18 protein-coding genes are annotated in these 15,041 nt (G+C 64.1%); 7 read left to right on the plus strand and 11 right to left on the minus strand.

Annotation, left to right across the window (positions count from 1 at the left end):
• Nucleotides 1–30: 30 nt before the first annotated feature.
• Nucleotides 31–489 carry a hypothetical protein gene (locus tag QUV21_RS00925; protein WP_300852502.1) on the minus strand — a complete coding sequence of 153 codons (459 nt, stop codon included), beginning with the start codon at nt 487–489 and terminating at the stop codon, nt 31–33.
• 122 nt (nt 490–611) lie between these two features.
• On the opposite strand from QUV21_RS00925, the gene QUV21_RS00930 reads away from it, so the two are divergent.
• Nucleotides 612–1,025, plus strand: coding sequence for a SufE family protein (locus tag QUV21_RS00930; RefSeq protein ID WP_300852504.1), 414 nt, complete (start codon nt 612–614; stop codon nt 1,023–1,025).
• Here QUV21_RS00930 and QUV21_RS00935 read toward each other — a convergent pair.
• The 4 genes from QUV21_RS00935 to QUV21_RS00950 all read right to left on the minus strand — a co-directional run bounded on the left by QUV21_RS00935 (nt 1,006) and on the right by QUV21_RS00950 (nt 5,632).
• The gene (locus QUV21_RS00935; RefSeq protein WP_300852505.1) at nt 1,006–1,347 is read right to left on the minus strand and encodes a DUF427 domain-containing protein; all 342 of its coding nucleotides are present in this window, start codon (nt 1,345–1,347) and stop codon (nt 1,006–1,008) included. The two genes, QUV21_RS00930 and QUV21_RS00935, sit on opposite strands and share 20 nt — an antisense overlap.
• Before the next feature lie 7 nt (nt 1,348–1,354).
• Nucleotides 1,355–3,154, minus strand: coding sequence for an aminopeptidase P family protein (locus QUV21_RS00940; RefSeq protein ID WP_300852507.1), 1,800 nt, complete (start codon nt 3,152–3,154; stop codon nt 1,355–1,357).
• Between the two features lie 75 nt (nt 3,155–3,229).
• Nucleotides 3,230–5,101, minus strand: a complete 1,872-nt coding sequence (gene cobT, locus QUV21_RS00945) for a cobaltochelatase subunit CobT (protein ID WP_300852508.1) — start codon at nt 5,099–5,101, stop codon at nt 3,230–3,232.
• Nucleotides 5,102–5,152: 51 nt separating this feature from the next.
• Nucleotides 5,153–5,632, minus strand: coding sequence for a hypothetical protein (locus QUV21_RS00950; RefSeq protein ID WP_300852510.1), 480 nt, complete (start codon nt 5,630–5,632; stop codon nt 5,153–5,155).
• Between the two features lie 176 nt (nt 5,633–5,808).
• Between QUV21_RS00950 and QUV21_RS00955 the strand changes: the two genes are divergently transcribed.
• Nucleotides 5,809–6,426, plus strand: coding sequence for an NADPH-dependent FMN reductase (locus QUV21_RS00955; RefSeq protein WP_300852512.1), 618 nt, complete (start codon nt 5,809–5,811; stop codon nt 6,424–6,426).
• Here the strand turns inward: QUV21_RS00955 and QUV21_RS00960 are convergent.
• Complete coding sequence (locus QUV21_RS00960) at nt 6,423–6,809, minus strand: hypothetical protein (RefSeq protein WP_300852513.1); 387 nt, start codon at nt 6,807–6,809, stop codon at nt 6,423–6,425. The genes QUV21_RS00955 and QUV21_RS00960 overlap by 4 nt on opposite strands.
• A gap of 100 nt (nt 6,810–6,909) precedes the next feature.
• Nucleotides 6,910–7,896 carry a cobaltochelatase subunit CobS gene (cobS, locus tag QUV21_RS00965; protein ID WP_300852515.1) on the minus strand — a complete coding sequence of 329 codons (987 nt, stop codon included), beginning with the start codon at nt 7,894–7,896 and terminating at the stop codon, nt 6,910–6,912.
• Between the two features lie 174 nt (nt 7,897–8,070).
• Between cobS and msrB the strand changes: the two genes are divergently transcribed.
• Nucleotides 8,071–8,526, plus strand: coding sequence for a peptide-methionine (R)-S-oxide reductase MsrB (gene msrB / locus QUV21_RS00970; protein ID WP_300852516.1), 456 nt, complete (start codon nt 8,071–8,073; stop codon nt 8,524–8,526).
• Nucleotides 8,527–8,529: 3 nt separating this feature from the next.
• Here the strand turns inward: msrB and QUV21_RS00975 are convergent, their stop codons facing one another.
• Entirely contained in the window at nt 8,530–9,168 is a 639-nt protein-coding gene (locus QUV21_RS00975; protein WP_300852518.1) for a DnaJ domain-containing protein, read from the minus strand.
• A 71-nt stretch (nt 9,169–9,239) separates the two neighbouring features.
• On the opposite strand from QUV21_RS00975, the gene QUV21_RS00980 reads away from it, so the two are divergent.
• Nucleotides 9,240–9,491 (plus strand): BolA family protein, encoded by a 252-nt coding sequence (locus QUV21_RS00980; RefSeq protein ID WP_300852520.1) that lies wholly within the window; start codon nt 9,240–9,242, stop codon nt 9,489–9,491.
• 220 nt (nt 9,492–9,711) lie between these two features.
• Here the strand turns inward: QUV21_RS00980 and QUV21_RS00985 are convergent, their stop codons facing one another.
• Entirely contained in the window at nt 9,712–11,847 is a 2,136-nt protein-coding gene (locus QUV21_RS00985) for a malate synthase G (RefSeq protein WP_300852522.1), read from the minus strand.
• Nucleotides 11,848–12,030: 183 nt separating this feature from the next.
• Between QUV21_RS00985 and QUV21_RS00990 the strand changes: the two genes are divergently transcribed.
• Genes QUV21_RS00990 through QUV21_RS01000 form a run of 3 tightly spaced genes read left to right on the plus strand, consistent with a single transcriptional unit; the run spans nt 12,031 to nt 13,285 of the window.
• A complete protein-coding gene (locus tag QUV21_RS00990; protein ID WP_300852523.1) occupies nt 12,031–12,369 on the plus strand; it encodes a metalloregulator ArsR/SmtB family transcription factor in 339 nt (112 codons plus the stop codon).
• Nucleotides 12,369–12,836 (plus strand): SRPBCC family protein, encoded by a 468-nt coding sequence (locus QUV21_RS00995; RefSeq protein WP_300852525.1) that lies wholly within the window; start codon nt 12,369–12,371, stop codon nt 12,834–12,836. Before QUV21_RS00990 ends, QUV21_RS00995 begins: the two co-directional genes overlap by 1 nt.
• Nucleotides 12,833–13,285, plus strand: coding sequence for an SRPBCC domain-containing protein (locus tag QUV21_RS01000; protein ID WP_300852527.1), 453 nt, complete (start codon nt 12,833–12,835; stop codon nt 13,283–13,285). The genes QUV21_RS00995 and QUV21_RS01000 overlap by 4 nt, the downstream gene beginning before the upstream one ends.
• A gap of 37 nt (nt 13,286–13,322) precedes the next feature.
• Here QUV21_RS01000 and QUV21_RS01005 read toward each other — a convergent pair whose 3' ends face one another.
• Together QUV21_RS01005 and QUV21_RS01010 are read right to left on the minus strand one after the other, a co-directional pair.
• Nucleotides 13,323–13,493 (minus strand): DUF2256 domain-containing protein, encoded by a 171-nt coding sequence (locus QUV21_RS01005; protein WP_300852529.1) that lies wholly within the window; start codon nt 13,491–13,493, stop codon nt 13,323–13,325.
• On the minus strand, nt 13,493–14,998 hold the full coding sequence (locus tag QUV21_RS01010; protein WP_300852531.1) for an FAD-binding domain-containing protein: 1,506 nt from the start codon (nt 14,996–14,998) through the stop codon (nt 13,493–13,495). Before QUV21_RS01010 ends, QUV21_RS01005 begins: the two co-directional genes overlap by 1 nt.
• Nucleotides 14,999–15,041: the final 43 nt, after the last annotated feature.

Below are 15,041 nucleotides of genomic sequence, written 5' to 3' on the forward strand. Positions count from 1 at the left end.
CCGGCGGGCCTTGCCCGGCCCCGCTTGGCCCTATCGCCGGGAGACGCGGGCGTTGCCTGAACCTTGCACGACAATTTCGCGCACGCCGTCCAGCTTGAAGTCGGAAATGTAGATCGCCACCTCGACCTCGCGGGAGCGGGGGGTGTTCACATCGGTCTTGGTGATCGGCGGCAGCAGCCGGAATTCGTAGACCAGCACGCCATTTTCATTCAGGGGAAGCGCCACCAGTTCGGCCGACCACCAGCCCTGCGTCGGGGTCAGGCCGGTGGCACGCACGATCGCCCCACCCGGCATCGGTTCCACCGACATTGTCAGAACCGCTTCGACCAAGGGACGCGGGTCGGTTTGTTCCGAAGGCAGCACGATGGTTTCGCGCGGTTCGGACTTCTTGAACCAGTTGAACGGGTTCAACCTGCTTTCCCGCATCCCGCCGCAGCCGGAAAGGGCGGTGCAGAGAACGGCAATCAGCAAGGGGCGAACAACAGACATGGCGGCTTTCCTGAACAACTGTCCCTTGGGTAGCCGATGGGGCCGCGTTTGAAAAGCACTCATGCAGGGCTGGACCTTTGGTGGGGCGCGGCTTACCTCAAGTGGCAGCAGGGGAATGGACCATGGCCACCGAAGCCTTTGAAGAACTCGCCGAAACCTTCGAATTTCTTGACGATTGGGAGGACCGCTATCGGCATGTGATCGATCTTGGCAAGGCGATGCCGGCGCTGGACGACAGCTTCAAGGTGCCTGCGCTCAAGGTACAGGGCTGCGCAAGTCAGGTCTGGCTTCGCCCGGTGATCGCGGGTGGCCGGTTTGATTTTCAGGGCGACAGCGACGCAATGATCGTGCGTGGGCTGATTGCGGTTCTGCACGCGCTTTATGCCGGCCTGCCGGTGGCCGAGGTTGCCCAGGTTGATGCCGTGGCCGAGCTGGGCCGACTTGGCCTGAATGATCATCTCAGCGCGCAGCGGTCAAACGGCCTGCGCGCCATGGTCGAACGCATCCGCGATACGGCTACTGCCGCGTCAGCGTGATCTTGTCGGGATAGAACGCCAGATGGCCGGCAATTCCGGCAACGGCCTCCAGTGGCTCCTCGTAGGACCAGACCGCGTTTTCCAAAAGGCCCGCCTCTGACCGGATCGAATAATAGCTGGCCTTGCCCTTCCACGGGCAGGTCGTGCTGCGCGCGGCTTTTTCCAGCCGTGACATGTCGATATCGGCGCGCGGGATGTAAAGCACCGGCGGATAGCTGCCCTCACGCAGTTCCAGCGCAGCGCGCGTGGTGCCAAGGTCGATCTGCCCGGCACGGATGGTGACAGCGGTACTGGCGGGGCTGATCGTGATGTGGTCGGCCATCTGGTCCTCAGATCGGTTCACAGGATGCGCTAAGCCAGTCAAGGGTAGCAGTCGAAACGCGGTTGCCAAGTTTTTCCAGCACAGCGGCATGATACGCGTTCAGCCAATCCCGCTCGCCGGGCGACAGTGCGTCGACCAGAATTAGCCGGCGGTCGAAAGGGGCGAAGGTCAGCGTCTCGAACGCCAGTTGCAGCCGGTTGTCCCCCAAAGGCGGTGCCGGTTCCACCACGATCAGATTTTCCAGCCGGATGCCGAAGGCTCCTTCACGGTAGTAGCCCGGCTCGTTCGACAGGATCATCCCAACCTCAAGCGGCACCTCCGACAGACGGCTGATCCGCTGCGGCCCCTCATGCACGCTTAGAAAAGCGCCGACGCCGTGGCCAGTTCCGTGGTCATAGTCCTGCCCTGCCAGCCAAAGGGGATAGCGCGCCAACGCGTCGATGTCGCGCCCCGCCAGACCCTTGGGAAACCGCACCCGGCTGATGGCGATCATGCCTTGCAACACCCTTGTATAGCAGGCCCGCGCCTCATCTCCAGGATCGCCGATCGCCAGCGTGCGGGTGATGTCGGTGGTGCCGTCAGGATATTGGCCGCCTGAATCGACCAGCAGGAGGTCACCGCCCCGGATCGGGCGGTTGGTGGCTTCCGTCACCCGGTAATGGATGATGGCCCCGTTCGGACCTGCGCCACAGATGGTGTCAAAGCTGATGTCATGCAGAGCATTGGTTGCGCGGCGGAAGCCTTCAAGCGCCTGGACCACCGCAATTTCGGTCAGCCGCCCCTGAGGCGCCTCGCGGTCAAGCCAGCACAGAAACTCGGCCATCGCGGCACCATCTCGCAGGTGCGCCTCGCGCGTTGCGGCAATTTCGGCGGCATTCTTGCGCGCCTTTGGCAACCGGCAGGGGTCGTCGCCCCACGCGATCTCTATCTCCGCTGCCGTGAGAATGTCGGACACCCATAGAGGAGCTGACCCGCGGTCCACCCGCACCAGCCCTGCAAGCCCACACAATCCGGCCTCGAAACGGGCCGGGGGCAGAAGCGCGACCTCAGGCCCGAGTGCCGCCAGAAGACCGGCATCGAACTTGGCCGCCTCGGCAAAAAGCTCTACACGCCCATCGTCATGCAAGATCGCAAAGGCTTGCAGCACCGGGTTCTTCGGCACATCCGCCCCCCGGATGTTCAAAAGCCAGCAGATGGAATCGGGCAAGGTCAGCACCGCCGCCCGTTGCCCTGCCGCGCGCAACCCTTCGGCCAGTCGCGCACGCTTGGCGGCGGCGGTTTCTCCGGCCAAGGCATCAGGATGCGCGAAGGCACGGCCCAAGGGTGCGGTCGGCTGATCCGGCCAGATATCGTCAAGCGGGTTTGTAAATACAGGGCATAGTGTTATCTGGCTTTGTTCAAGTGAAACCTGAAGTTTTTCCACCTCTTCCGCGGTGTGCAGCCACGGGTCAAACCCGACCCGGCCAGCCGGTATGGACTTGCGCAACCAGTCGCCGGGTTTCACCTCGGGCCACGGCACCGGGGTGAAGGCGCCCAGGTCCACTTGCGCCTTCACTTGCGTCCGGTAGCGTCCGTCGATGAAGACCCCCGCCACATCGGGAAGCACGATGCAGAAGCCTGCCGACCCGGTGAACCCGGTCAGCCATTGCAGCCTTTCATCCCGCGCCGCGACATATTCACCCTGATGCACATCGGCGCGCGGCACGAAGAACCCGTCCAGCCCGATCTCGGCCAGCCGCGCCCGCAACGCCGCCAGCCGGGGCGGCCCCTGTTCAGGCGAAGAATGGCTTTCAAATCCTTGAAACACCTAGGTCTTCCTCTCTCTGCCCAAATATCCTCGGCGGGTGAGGCGCGCAGCGGCGAGGGGGGCAGACGGCCCCCCTTACCCCGTCCGCCGCATTCCCAGCGCCCGGGCGCGTTTCTTCGGGTCGACCTCGAACAGCGCGGCAAGTTGTTCGGTCATCGCGCCTGCCAGTTGTTCCACATCGGTGATCGTCACCGCACGCTGGTAATAGCGCGTCACGTCATGGCCGATGCCGATGGCGATCAGTTCCACCGCGCGACGCCGTTCGACCATCGCGATCACATCGCGCAGGTGCTTTTCCAGATAGTTCGCCGGGTTGACCGACAGGGTCGAATCATCGACCGGGGCGCCGTCGGAAATTACCATCATGATCTTGCGTGCCTCGGGCCGGGCCATCGCGCGGCGGTGCGCCCATTCCAGCGCCTCGCCATCGATGTTCTCCTTCAGAAGGCCCTCTTTCATCATCAGCCCAAGGTTCGGCCGCACCCGCCGCCACGGCGCATCGGCGGATTTGTAGATGATGTGGCGCAGATCGTTCAGCCGCCCCGGAATCTGCGGCCGTCCTTGCGCCAACCAGCGTTCGCGGCTTTGCCCGCCTTTCCAGGCCCGGGTGGTGAAGCCCAGAATCTCCACCTTGACCGAGCAGCGTTCCAGCGTCCGGGCCAGCACATCGGCACAGATCGCGGCAATGGAAATCGGCCGACCGCGCATGGAGCCGGAGTTGTCGAGCAAGAGCGTGACCACGGTGTCACGGAATTCGGTGTCCTTTTCCTGCTTGAAGGACAAGGGCGTCGTAGGGTTTGCCACCACGCGGGCAAGACGGCCTGCGTCCAGCGTGCCTTCCTCCAGATCGAACAGCCAGGACCGATTCTGCTGGGCCTGAAGCCTGCGTTGAAGCTTGTTTGCCAGCCGCGAAACGGCCCCCTTCAGGGGTTCAAGCTGCTGGTCCAGATAGGCTCGCAGGCGTTCAAGTTCAGCGGGTTCCGCCAGGTCTTCAGCCTTGATTTCCTCATCGAAATCAGTGGTGTATACGGTATAGTTCGGGTCAGCGTCCGAGTAGGGCGCGGGTGGCGGTGGTTCCAGAGGGGCCTCGCCTTCGGGCAACTCCGCCTCGTCGCCCTGTTCCATGTCGGCGCTGTCTTCCATCGTGACTTGCGCCTGGGACTGGTCTTGCTGCTCTTCCTGGGACCGTTCCGGGGAGGCTTCGGAATCCTCGCCCTCGTCCTGCTCCTCGCCGTTGGTGTCGGGGGCGTCCTGATCTTCTTCGGCCTGATCGTCGCCCGCGTCATCTTCGGGTGCATCGGGGTCGTCGCCCAGCTGGTCGCCATAGCCAAGGTCGGAAATCACCTTGCGCGCCAGCCGTGCAAAGGCAGCCTGATCGGCAAGCACATGGTCAAGGTTTTCCAGGGTGCCACCGGCCTGTTCGTCGATGACGCCCTTCCAAAGGTCCACCACATGGGCCGCTGACTTCGGCAGATCGCGTCCCGTGGCCAGTTGCCGCACCAGATAGCCCGCCGCTACTGCCAAGGGCGCGTCCGAGGCCTGGGTGATCTGGCCATAGCCCTTGCGGTCGGCCTCGTGCGCGATCTTGGCGTCGATGTTGCCCGCCGTGCCAGGCATGGCCCGCGCGCCCACCGCCTCGCAGCGGGCGGTTTCCATCGCCTCATAGATCTCGCGGGCCAGTGCGCCGGTTGGCGCATAGCGCGCGGCGACGCCATCGTCGTGATATTTTCGCCGCAGCGCGAAGGCATCGGCCGTGCCACGGGCCAGCAGCACTTCATCCCGCGTCATCCGGCGGCTGACCTGCGGCAGGCGCACGCCTTCGGCGTTCATGCCTGCGGGATCGACCGAATAGGTCACGGTCATCTCCGGGTCATCCGCCATGGTGCGGGTGGCCTCGGCGAGGGCCTTCTTGAACGGATCTGCGGGGTTGTCGCTGGGCTTGCTCATGCCCGGGAATAGAGCATCAGCGTCCCCCCGCGACAAGGGTCGAAACGCGGATCAGCCGCGCCGGCCCAACCGTTCGCAAAAGCCCATGTCGCCCGTGACCAGCCGGTCCTCGGCCCATGGGTGGCCGCCTTTGCGGACGTTCCCGGCAAAGCGGCGGCCATAAAGCCGCCAGATGCGCCGTGCGTCACGCTCGATGCTGACATGGGCGCGGGCCAGGTCCATCCCCTCGTTCAGGCGTTGCTGTTCGCTGGCTTCCAGCATCAGGTCGGCCTCGGCCATCTCGGCCGCGGACGGCCCGGCGATGTCGGGGGTCTGCGTCGCCCAATCCGCTTGCGCCAGCCGCAAGCCCGCGCAGCGCAGGCCCGCCACGTCATAGGACGGGATTTCCCGCCCGGCGCCGAACACTTCCAGCAGGGGCAGCAGGCTGCGCAGGGCAGGGTGGTTCGGCTCGGCACTGGCGGCCAAAGGCAGCCAGAGCGCCAGAAGCGCCGCGCCAAGGCGCAGGCTCGCGAAAATCCGAAGCCGATTCATCCCCGGAACAAAGCACTACGCCTGTTCGAGAGCAAGGACCGTTCGCCGTTCCCGGATTGACAGCCTTGCCGTGCGCCCTTGCACATGGTCGGCGCGGGGGTGCGGAATTGGCGCGGCGACCCGGATGGCCAGATAAGGGGGGCAGCAATCGTCAACCTCCCGAAAGGAGCCCCCGCATGGCCATGAAGCCCAAGATCGCGCTCATCGTTTCCTCGACCCGTCCGACGCGCTTTGCCGACTTGCCGACCGCCTGGATCAAGGCCCAGGCCGAAGCTCGCGGCGACATGAAGGTCGAGATCGTCGACCTGCGCGACCATCCGCTGCCCTTCTTCGACGAGGTCGCCTCGAACGCCTGGGCTCCGTCGCAGAACGCCGCTGCCGTGGCGTGGCAAAAGAAGATCGGCGAGTTCGACGGCTACATCTTCGTTGTCGCCGAATACAACCGTTCGATCACCGGGGCGCTGAAGAACGCTCTTGATCAGGCCTATGTGGAATGGGCAAAGAAGCCGATGGGCGCGATTGCCTATGGGTCGATGGGGGGCGCGAACGCGCTTGGCCACTTGCAGAACATTGGTGTCGAGCTTCAGATGGTCCCGACCCGGAACGTCGTCCGCATCGGCGGCAGCGACTTCTTCAAGGTCCACCCCGGTTTTGGCGGCTCGGGCAATCTTGCCGACATCGCGGGATCGATCGAGCCCTCGGCAAAGGCGATGCTGGATGATGTCATCTGGTGGGCCAAGGCAACAATGGCCGCCCGCGCCACCGTGACCGGCGCCGCCAAGGCCGCCAGCTAGGATTGACCGATCAGGTCGGCGCAGGCTTGCAGAAGCTGCGCCGACCTTTCCGCCGCGACCGCGTCACCGGCAGTCCAGGCGCGCGACAAAAGCGCCGCCTGCGCCACCTTGGCCTCGATCCGCCAGTGCAGCGCCTTGCGCGCAAGGTCGGGCGGGCTGACCGCCTCGATCATCTGGACGAAGGCATCCCGGGTCAGTGCCGTTGCCTCCGAGGCCAGGCCATCCACCAGCCACTGATGCTCCACCAGTGCCGAATAGCGGCCCGCGCAAAGCGCAAATTCGCGCGCAAGCGGGTCGGCAGCCCCGGGTCCGGTCAGGTATGACCCAAGGATGAAAGCTGCCAGAGATTTTCCCAAGGCGCGCACCATTTGAGCATTGCGCACCCAAATCCGCACTTTTTCAAGGCGAAATGAAAACTTTGCGCCCTGGCACGAATCAAGAAGCCGTCCCGAGGGACGGCTTCGGCAGCCTTGTGGCCGATTGTTACTTCATCGCCATGCTGGCGGCGGATTCCGGAAGTTCCTCGGCGAAGCAGCGCTGGTAGAATTCAGCGACGGTCTGCCGTTCCAGTTCGTCGCATTTGTTCAGGAATGTCAGACGGAAGGCATAGCCCACGTTGCGGAAGATCTCGGCGTTGGCGGCCCAGTTAAGCACTGTCCGGGGGCTCATCACCGTGGAGAGATCGCCGTTCATGAAGGCGGTCCGCGTCAGGTCGGCGACCGTCACCATCTGGGAAATCGTCTTGCGGCCCTTCTCGGTGTTGTAGTGCGGCGACTTGGCGAGGACGATTGCGGTCTCGGCGTCATGCGACAGGTAGTTCAGAGTCGCGACAAGGGACCAGCGGTCCATCTGCGCCTGGTTGATCTGCTGGGTGCCATGGTAAAGACCCGTGGTATCGCCAAGGCCGACCGTGTTGGCCGTCGCAAACAGCCGGAAGCTCGGATGCGGGGTGATGATCTCGTTCTGGTCCAGCAGCGTCAGTTTGCCGTCATGTTCAAGCACGCGCTGGATCACGAACATCACGTCTGCGCGGCCCGCGTCATATTCGTCGAACACGATGGCCACCGGGTTGCGCAACGCCCAGGGCAGGATGCCCTCGTGGAACTCGGTCACCTGCTTGCCGTCGCGCAGCTTGATCGCATCCTTGCCGATCAGGTCGATCCGGCTGATGTGACTGTCAAGGTTCACCCGCACGCAGGGCCAGTTCAGCCGGGCCGCCACCTGTTCGATATGGGTGGATTTGCCAGTGCCGTGATAGCCCTGGATCATCACCCGGCGGTTATAGGCAAAGCCTGCAAGGATCGCCAAGGTCGTGTCAGGATCGAACTTGTAGGTCGGGTCGATGTCCGGCACCCGGTCGGTGCGCTCGGCGAAACCCTTTACACGCATGTCGGTGTCGATCCCGAAAACATCACGAACCGAGATCTCTTCGGTCGGTTTCATCACCTGATCCAGCATGCCGTCGTCCAATCCATCGCCGCCGCGCCCGATGCGCGGCTTGGCTTTGTTTGGAACATATCGCGGGGGGGTTCAAGGGGAAGGGCAGCGGTCACGACGCTTCGCATTTTCGTGATCTGGCAACTTTCCGCTAAGCCCGGCCGTATGTCCGGGCATATCTGACAGTAGAGCACATCGGAGACACCCATGCAGCGCAGATTTTTTCTTCTTGCCACGGCAGCAGGCCTTGCCGCCCCAATGGCCGGGGCAGAAACTTTCGAGGTTACGCTGACCGACGCCGAATGGCGAAAAAAGCTGTCGGATCTGGAATACAGGGTCTTGCGCGAAGAGGCTACCGAACGCGCCGGGACCAGCCGCCTCAACGACGAAAAGCGCCCCGGTGTCTATCATTGTGTCGGATGTGATCTGGCCGCGTTTGCGTCGGATACCAAATATGACAGCGGCACCGGCTGGCCATCGTTCTGGCAACCCCTGCCCGATGCCATCCGCACCCGGGAAGACGGCGGGCTGTTCGGCGCAAGAACCGAGGTTCATTGCCGCCGCTGTGGCGGCCATTTCGGCCATGTCTTCACCGACGGACCAAAGCCGACAGGCCTGCGCTACTGCATGAATGGGGCCGCGCTGCGGTTCGTTCCGGCCTGAGGGTTATTCGCGGAAATACCGGCTGTCCTTCAACTGGTCCCAGGCCCAGACCACCTCTTGCAGACGCTCCTCGTCGCTGCGGTCGCCAGCATTCATGTCGGGGTGCAGATCCTTGACGAGGCTTTTGTATTGCTTGCGAATCTCGGTCTTGGTCCAGGTGTCGCGAGCATCGAGTATCTCGATCGCCTTCCTTTCGGTCGGCGGCAACTTGCGCGTCGCCGTGGTGGCAAAGGCCGACCGGCCGGGGTTCTGTGTCGCCTTTTCGCCCAGAAGCGACATCGGGTCATTCACCCCCAGCCGCGCCCAGGCGTTGCCATCGCCAATCCGCGAGAACGGCTTGGTTTCCCGCTCCCACACCCGGTCCTTGTCCAGAAACTTCTGGAACTCCTCATCGGTGGTCCCCTGAAAGAAGTTCCATTTCAGATTGTATTCCCGGATGTGATCCTTGCAGAACCAGAAGAACTCATCGAGCAGGTCCGGGGACTTCGGCGCACGGTAGGCGCCCTTTTCCTGACATCCCGGGTAATCGCAGCCCCGGTCCGAAGTCTCGAAGGCGCCGGACATGCCGCGGCGGCCCGTTTTCTTGCGTTTCTTGTCGGCAGAGACGCGCAGGTCAAACTCAAAGGGCGGGCGGTTGGTCATGAACGGGCCTTTCCGACTCGGGGCCACGAGTTTAGACGTTTCTCGGCCGGGTTGAAGGGGGTAGGATTGAAATGACCGTCAAGGATGATATCGAGACCCGGTTGCAGGCGGCCTTTGCGCCCGAGCGGCTGGAGATCATCAACGAAAGCCACAAGCATGCTGGGCATTCGGGGGATGACGGATCGGGGGCCAGCCATTTCCGCATCGTGATCCGCGCCGCTGCCTTGTCCGACATGACGCGTGTGGCTCGCCATCGTGCCGTGCATCAGGCTCTGGGTGACCTGAACCAGCGCATCCACGCGATTGCGCTCGACATCGGCTGAGGGGCGCGCAGAAGGCGATGGGCGCGTCCGGCACCAAAGGGCGAGGGGCCAGCCCCTCGCACTTCCCGGAGTATTTGGAAAAAGAGCAAGACCAGTTGCTCCTTGGGAAATACTCCCCGGGGGTTTGGGGGCAGGATGCCCCCATCAGCTCGAGCCGGTTGGCGCGCCCCTTGCGCGCCAGAGGCGAGACAAGAGGCCTGCGCGGCACGCGCGCATCAGATCAGCCGCGCTTGGCCACTGCCCGCCAGGCGTGCAGCATGGGCTCGGTATAGCCCGAAGGCTGGACCCGGCCCTTGAAGACCAGATCCGAGGCCGCACGGAACGCCGCCCCGTCAAAGCGCGGGGCCATCGCCCGGTAGGCCGGATCGCCCGCATTCTGCCGGTCCACCACCGCCGCCATCTTGCGCAGGGCCGCAATGACCTGCGCCTCGCTGACCACCCCGTGATGCAGCCAGTTCGCCAGCGCCTGCGCCGAGATCCGGCAGGTCGCCCGGTCTTCCATCAGCCCGACATCGTGGATGTCCGGCACCTTGGAACAGCCGATCCCCTGATCCACCCAGCGCACCACGTAGCCAAGGATGCCTTGGGCGTTGTTTTCAACTTCCTCCGTGATTTCCGCCTCGGACCAGTTCACCCCGGTCGCCAGCGGCAGCGTCAGCAACTGGTCAAGCGTCGCCCGCGGGCCGCCCTTGGCGATACGGTCCTGCACCGCCGGCACGTCGGTCTTGTGGTAATGCGTGGCATGCAGCGTGGCGGCCGTTGGTGACGGCACCCAGGCGCAGCTGGCCCCGGCCTCGGGATGTGCGCCCTTCTGGGCCAGCATCGCCGCCATGAGGTCGGGCATCGCCCACATGCCCTTGCCGATCTGCGCCCGGCCTTTCAGACCGCAGGCGAGGCCGATATCGACATTGCGGTCCTCATAGGCCTTGATCCAGGCTTGCGCCTTCATCTCGCCCTTGCGGACCATTGGCCCGGCTTCCATCGCGGTGTGGATTTCATCCCCGGTGCGGTCCAGAAAACCGGTGTTGATGAAGGCCACCCGCGACTTTGCGGCCCGGATGCAGGCCTTGAGGTTGGCCGAGGTCCGCCGTTCCTCGTCCATGATCCCCAGCTTGACCGTGTTCGCCGGCAGCCCGAGTGTCGCTTCCACCGCGTCGAAAATCTCCGACGCCAGCGCCACCTCGGCGGGGCCGTGCATCTTTGGCTTCACCACATAGACCGACCCATGCAGCGAGTTGCGCGGGCCTTCGGTCTTGGCCAGATCATGCAGCGCGCAAAGCGTGGTCACGAAGGCATCCATCAAGCCTTCGGAAATCTCTTGCCCCGCAGCGTCCAGAACCGCGGGCGTGGTCATCAGATGGCCCACATTGCGCACCAGCATCAGCGCGCGGCCCTTCAGGCTGGAATCCCCGCCATCCGGCGTGGTGAAGTCGAAATCCGGGGCAAGGCGGCGGGTCAGGGTGCGGCCATCTTTCTCTACCAACTCCTCCAGATCGCCGCGCATCAGGCCCAGCCAGTTGGCATAGGCCAGAACCTTGTCTTCGGCATCCACCGCCGCGACGCTGTCTTCGCAGTCCATGATCGCCGAAAGCGCCGATTCCAGCCGGATATCGGCCAGCCCCGCCTTGTCCTGTGCGCCGATCCGGTGGCCGGGGTCCATGCGCAACACGATGTGAAGCCCGTGGTTTCGCAGGATGACCGCACTTGGCGCGGAGGCGCTGCCCCGGTAGCCCGCAAACTGGGAAGGGTCGCGCAGGGCAGGGGAAAGCACACCGTTTTCAACACGGTAAGCCACCGCATCGCTGTGCGAGCCATTGGCCAGCGGCACCGCCTCGTCCAGAAATGCCCGACCCCACGCAATGACCCGCGCACCGCGGTCCGGGTCATAGGCCTTGCCCTTGGGCAGGTCGCCCAGAGCATCCGTGCCGTAAAGCGCGTCATAAAGGCTGCCCCAGCGCGCATTGGCCGCGTTCAGCGCGTAGCGGGCGTTCATCACCGGCACCACAAGTTGCGGGCCGGGGATGGTGGAGATTTCGGGGTCCACGCCTGTGGTGTCGATCTGGAAATCCGGCCCTTCGGGTTCCAGATAGCCGATGTCTTCCAGCATGGCACGATAGGCGGCGGCATCGTGGGGTTGGCCGCGCCGGGCGATGTGCCATGCGTCGATCCGGGCCTGAAGCGCGGCACGCTGGCCAAGGGCTGCGGTGATCTTGGGGTTCAGGGTGGCGACACCTTGGGCAAAGCCGGACCAGAAGCGATCCACCGCAATGCCGGTGCCGACAAGCGCCTGACCTTCGACAAAGGCCGCCAGCCGTTCGTCCACCGCCAGCCCGGATTTCATCACGCGCGCAGCCATTGCATCCACTCCTTGCATACCGTTGCACACAATACCGCCCGGCAGGCTTTGGGGGCAAGGGCAGTCGCCCGGTCATTAGGGGGGAAATGCGGAAAGCACTTGCTGCACCACGTTGAAAGATAAAGTTAGTGAATTGACTAACTGTCTGATTGAATTCAGCCCCGCATCGTGATACTTAGCGATATGGCTAAACAAAACCCCGACCTTTCGCTGCTGTTTCATGCGCTGTCTGATCCGACGCGGCGGATGATGCTGACCCGGCTTGCCCAAGGGCCTGCGCCGGTCTCGGAACTTGCCGGGCCGACGGGCCTGCGCCTGCCCACCGTGATGCGCCACCTTTCGGTGCTGGAAGGGGCGGGGCTGGTCGCCACCCAGAAGGACGGGCGTGTCCGGTCCTGCGCCATTGTGCCAGAGGCTTTGGCCCCGATGCGAGACTGGCTGGACGAACAGCGCGCGCTTTGGGAAGCGCGGCTCGACCGGCTGGATGACTATGTGATGACCCTGATGAAGGAACCCAAGTGATGGAACTGGACCCCACTCTCGATCTTGTGTTGACGCGAGATCTGAACGCCCCGCGTGAGGTGCTTTGGCAGTGCTGGACCCGGCCTGAACATCTGGTTCACTGGTTCGTGCCAAAGCCACACAAGGTGACCGCCTGTCATCTGGATGTCCGACCCGGTGGTGCCTGCAACACAACCTTTGATGTCGATGGCAACGTGATGGAAAACAACGGGGTCTATCTTGAGGTGATCCCGAATGAAAAACTTGTCTTCACAGATACCTATACCGAAGGCTGGAAGCCCGCGCCCGACCCCTTCATGACCGCCATCGTGACCTTTGAAGACCTCGGCGACGGCCGCACCCGCTATACCGCCGTGGCCCGTCACCGAAACGCCGAGAGCGCCAGAACGCATAAGGACATGGGCTTCTTTGACGGTTGGGGGACGGTCGCGACCCAGCTTGAGGCCTATGCGCAGGGGTTGAAATGACCGCGAACGCTGACCGCACCATGGTGCTGACCCGGCTGATCAAGGCGCCGGTTGCCGTGGTCTGGGGGGCATGGATGAACCCCGAAACCTTGCCGAAATGGTGGGGGCCGGACGGATTTTCCTGTCGCACGACGCCCATCGATCTGCGGCAGGGCGGGGAGTGGGTCTTTGACATGATCGCACCCGATGGCACCGTCTTTCCCAACCATCACCGCTATACCGTCGTCACGCCGCAAAGCCGGATCGAATACACCCTGCACTGGGGCGAAGACGGCCCGAAACACGCGGATGCCTCGGCTGATTTCGTGGACGAAGGCGGGGTGACGAAAGTCACGCTGGCCATGGTTTTCGCGACCCCGGAGGAATATCAGACCGCCAAAGGCTTCGGCGCGGTCGAGCTTGGGTTGCAGACCCTGGGCAAGCTGGCGCGGTTTGTGGGGGCCGACTGAACCACCGGAGCGGGTGGCCGCAAGCCCTGCCTTGGGGCTACGGTTTCTTCGCCGCGATTGCGGCGCCCTTTGCTTCGGTGCGGCAGCGGTCGGAACAGTATTTCACCTCGTCCCAGACCTTTTCCCACTTCTTGCGCCAGAGGAATGGTCGCCCGCAGGTGATGCAGGTCTTTTCCGGCAGGTCGGATTTCTTCACGCCGCGTGGCATTACAGATCAAAGCTCAGTTGGGCCGAGGCGGGTTTGCGGCGCGGGCTGCGGTCATTGACAAAGCGGGGGTCCGCGCGGCTGGCGTGGCGGGTCACGATTGCGGCTGCGGTTTCGGCAAAGCCTGCGGTCTTGCGCGCCTGCCAGACCACATCACGCGCGGCGCGGGCGGCGCTTGCCACATCGACGACCGGTTCAGGGTAGCGCCGGCCAAGAAGGTGGCGTGCTTCGGGCCATTTCCAAGGCTCTTGCAGAAAGGCATCCGGCACCGGGGCCAGTTCCGGCAGCCAGCGCCGGGTGAAGGCACCGGTCGGATCCTGATCCTGCCCCTGTTTCACCGGGTTGTAGATCCGGGGGATGTTGATCCCCGTGGTCCCCGATTGCATCTGCACCTGCGGCCAGTGGATGCCGGGTTCATAATCGGTGAACAGCCGGGCAAGGTGCTGGCCTGACGCGCGCCAGTCCAGCCAGAGGTGATAGGACGCGACCGAGGTGACCATCGCCCGCATCCTGAAATTCAGCCAGCCGGTCGCGCGCAGATAGCGCATGCAGGCGTCAAGGAAGGGCAGGCCCGTTTCGCCCGCCGCCCATGCGGCAAGGCGGCTGGCGTCGCTTTCCCTTGGGCGCAGGGCTTCGGCCCCAGGATGCAAGGCACGCAATTCGATCGAGGGTTGGTCTTCAAGCTTCTGGATGAAGTGATCGCGCCATGCGAGGCGGGATTGAAAGCTGGTCAACGCCCCACCCCAGCGCCCGCCGGGTCGCTCGGCCTGTCGGGTGGCGGTGGCCTGCACTACTTCACGCAAGGATAGCGTGCCATGCGCCATATGCGGTGACAGGCGCGAACAGGCGCGCTCACCCGTCAGGGGCGATGACATCGCGGCGCGGTAGGGTTCGCCACGACGGGTCAGGAAGGTTTCCAAAAGCTTTGTCCCCTGCGCGCGGCCCCCTGATTGCCGGTGCGGGCAGGGGTCTGCCGCCAGTTTCAACGCCCGTGCCGAGGGGATCAGACCCGGCTCTGCCCCCGCAATCGCGTGCAAGGCCGGGGGTGGCAGGGCCGCACCAGCCATGAAACCATCCCGCAGACCGGCCCAGCCGTCCCGGCTGGCAAGCCTGCGCACCACGCCAGTCTGCGGAAGTTCCGTCCAGTCCAGCCCCGCCCCGCGCGCCCATGCGGCGACGCGCCTGTCGCGGGCATAGGTTGCAAGGTTCCCCGTTTCCTCATGGCTGATGATCCGGGCTATATGGTGCTGGCGGCAAAGCCTGTCCAGCACCGCCACCGCTTCGCCCACCCGCACCACCAAAGGCGCGCCCAGTGCGGCAAGCTGGCCGCGCAGGTCTTCCAGGCTTTCGGCCACAAACTCCCATTGTCGGGCCGAGGCATCGGGGCCGGCCCAAAGCTCGGGCTCGACGATATGGACCGGCAGCACCGGCCCCAACTCCGCGGCCAGGGTTAGCGCAGGATGGTCGTTCACGCGCAGATCGCGCTTGAGCCAGACAAGAACATTCATGGAACAAAGAGATAGACCAACCACCGGATTCGTAAAGCCGCAA

This window comes from Tabrizicola sp. (genome assembly GCF_030373185.1).
Taxonomy (GTDB): domain Bacteria; phylum Pseudomonadota; class Alphaproteobacteria; order Rhodobacterales; family Rhodobacteraceae; genus Tabrizicola.